The sequence below is a fragment of the Cellulomonas sp. ACRRI genome (genome assembly GCF_022346185.1).
In the GTDB taxonomy this organism is placed as follows: Bacteria; Actinomycetota; Actinomycetes; order Actinomycetales; family Cellulomonadaceae; genus Cellulomonas.
On sequence record NZ_JAKRMS010000230.1, the window covers coordinates 1 to 2,692 of the forward strand.

A 2,692-nucleotide genomic window follows, 5' to 3' on the forward strand; every position below is an offset into this window, starting at 1 on the left:
CCCCCCTCCCCGCAGAACGGAGCACCCCCCGTGCGACGCAGCATCCTGACCGCCACCGGCGCGGTCGCCGTCCTCGCCCTGGTCGCCGCGTGCGGCGGCGGCCAGACGCGCGGCACCGGCGAGACCGCCGCGGCCTCGTCCTCGGACGACACCTTCACGTTCGTCACGAACACCGAGATCGTCACCGAGTGGGACCCCGCGCTGTCCTACTCCAACGAGATCCGGGCGATGGAGAACGTCTATGAGTCGCTGACCTGGTACGACGCCGCGACCGAGACCGTCGAGCCCCGCCTCGCGACCGACTGGGAGTCGTCCGCGGACGGGCTGACCTGGACGTTCACGCTGCGCGACGACGTCACGTTCCACACCGGCCGCGCGCTCGACGCGACCGCCGCCAAGGAGTCGCTGGACCGCACGATCGAGAAGGCCGGCGGCGCCGCGTACATCTGGGACGCCGTCGACTCGATCGAGGCCACCGATCCCACGACGCTGGTGTTCCACCTGTCCTACGCCGCCCCGGTCGACCTCATCGCGTCGTCCGCGTACGCCGCGTACGTCTACGACACGGAGGCCGCCGGCGACGGGGGCGACCTCGACGCCTGGTTCGCCGAGGGCAACGAGGCCGGCACCGGCCCGTACGCCGTCGAGGACTGGGCCAGCGGCCAGGAGTACGAGCTCACGCTCGGCGCCTACGACGACTACTGGGGCGGCTGGGAGGACGGCCAGTACACGACGGTCGAGTACCGCGTGACCCCGCAGACCACCACCGCCTGGCAGCTGCTGCGCAACGGCGAGGTCGACTTCGTCGAGACGCTGAACCCGGAGATCTTCGACCAGGCGGAGTCGACCGACGGCGTCGCCACCTCGGAGACCGGCTCGTTCCAGAACCTGCTCGCGCTCTACAACACCGCCGACGGCCCGCTGGCCGACGTGCGGGTGCGGCAGGCCGTGCAGCTCGCGACCGACACCCCCGGGCTGGTGGACGCGCTCAACGGCTCCGGCGTCGCCGCGCAGGGCATCGTCCCCGACGGCCTGCTCGGCTCCGGCGCGGGCATCAGCACCGAGCAGGACCTCGACGCGGCGCGCGATCTGCTGGCCGAGGCCGGCTACGGCGACGGCAACCCGCTGACGCTGACCATGACCTACGCCCAGGGCGACGACAACCAGCAGCTCTATGTCACGCTGCTCACCTCCGCGCTCGCCGAGCTCGGCGTCACCCTCGACGCGCAGCCGCTGCAGTGGAACGCGCAGTGGGACCAGGCGCGCACCGGCGACCGCCAGGACATCTTCGTCATGTACTGGTACCCGGACTACGCCGACGCGTACTCCTGGTTCGTCAACGTGTTCCGCTCCTCGGACGAGCCGTACTTCAACCTGTCGTACCTCGCCGACCCCGAGGTCGACGCCCTCATCGACGAGCTGCCGGCCCTGACCGCGACCGACACCGACGCCGCCCAGGCCGCCTACGAGCAGCTGCAGCAGCGCATCGAGGTCGAGGACGCCGCCGTCAGCACCCTGTGGGTCGACACCTACCAGCGCGCGTTCCGCGACGACGTCCAGGGCTACACCGACAACCCGGCCTACCCGAACGTCGTGTTCGTGCACGAGCTGAGCCGCTGACCGTGCTGGCCCGTCACCTGGTGCGCCGCCTGGCGCAGGCCGCCGTCGTCGTGCTCGGCGTGGTGGTCGTGAGCTTCCTCGTCGCGCGGGCGGTCCCGGGTGACGCGGCCGTCTCGGCGACCGGCGCGCGGGCCAGCGCGGCGGAGCTCGCCGCCGCCCGGGAGCGGCTGGGCCTCGACCAGCCGCTCCCGGTGCAGCTGTTCCGGTACCTCGGCGACCTCGCCCGCGGGGACCTCGGCACCAGCCTGCACACCCGGCAGCCGGTGGCGTCCGACCTCGGGTCGGCGCTGCCGGCGTCGCTGGAGCTGGTCGGCGCCGCGATGCTGCTGGCCGTCCTGCTCGGCATCCCGCTCGGGATCCTGGCCGCGCGGTTCCGGGGCGGGCGCGCCGGCGGCGTGGACGTGTCGGTGCGGGTCGGCTCGGTGCTCGCCGTGTCCGCGCCCGTGTTCCTGCTGGCGCTCGTGCTCCAGCTGGTGTTCGCCACCCGCCTGGGCTGGTTCCCGACCGCCGGCGAGTACGACCGCGCGCTCGACACCACCAGCCCCCTGAGCGTGTGGACCGACATCACCGTCGTCGACGCCCTGATCACCGGCAACTGGGCCATGGTCGGCAGCGTGCTGCACCACCTGGTGCTGCCCGCGCTCGCGCTCGCCGCGTACCCGACCGGCGTCATCGCGCAGATGACCCGCGCGGCGCTGCTCGAGGAGGCGGCGCAGGACCACGCCCGCATGGAGCGGGCGCTCGGCTTCGGGCGGCTCGCGGTGCTGGTGCGGTTCTCGCTGCGGGCCGCCTCGGCGCCCGTGCTGCAGCTGGTCGCGCTGGTGTTCGCCTACGCGCTGGTGAACAGCTTCCTGGTCGAGTCGATCTTCAACTGGCCCGGCCTCGGCTCCTACACGGCGACCGCGATCTCCTCGGTCGACACCCCCGCCATCGCCGGCGTGACCCTGACGGTCGCGCTGGTCTACGTCGTCCTCAACCTCGCCGTCGACCTCGCGCAGACGGCCCTCGACCCCCGGGTCCGGCTGACATGAGCATCCACCCCTCCCCCGTGACCGACGCCGCGCCCGCGCCC

Annotated in this window: 2 protein-coding genes; both read left to right on the plus strand. The window is 72.9% G+C overall.

From position 1 onward, the window contains the following. Positions 1–30: 30 nt before the first annotated feature. Positions 31–1,620 carry an ABC transporter substrate-binding protein gene (locus MHY85_RS20775; RefSeq protein WP_239200322.1) on the plus strand — a complete coding sequence of 530 codons (1,590 nt, stop codon included), beginning with the start codon at positions 31–33 and terminating at the stop codon, positions 1,618–1,620. A gap of 2 nt (positions 1,621–1,622) precedes the next feature. After that, positions 1,623–2,651, plus strand: a complete 1,029-nt coding sequence (locus MHY85_RS20780) for an ABC transporter permease (protein ID WP_239200324.1) — start codon at positions 1,623–1,625, stop codon at positions 2,649–2,651. Positions 2,652–2,692 lie beyond the last annotated feature (41 nt).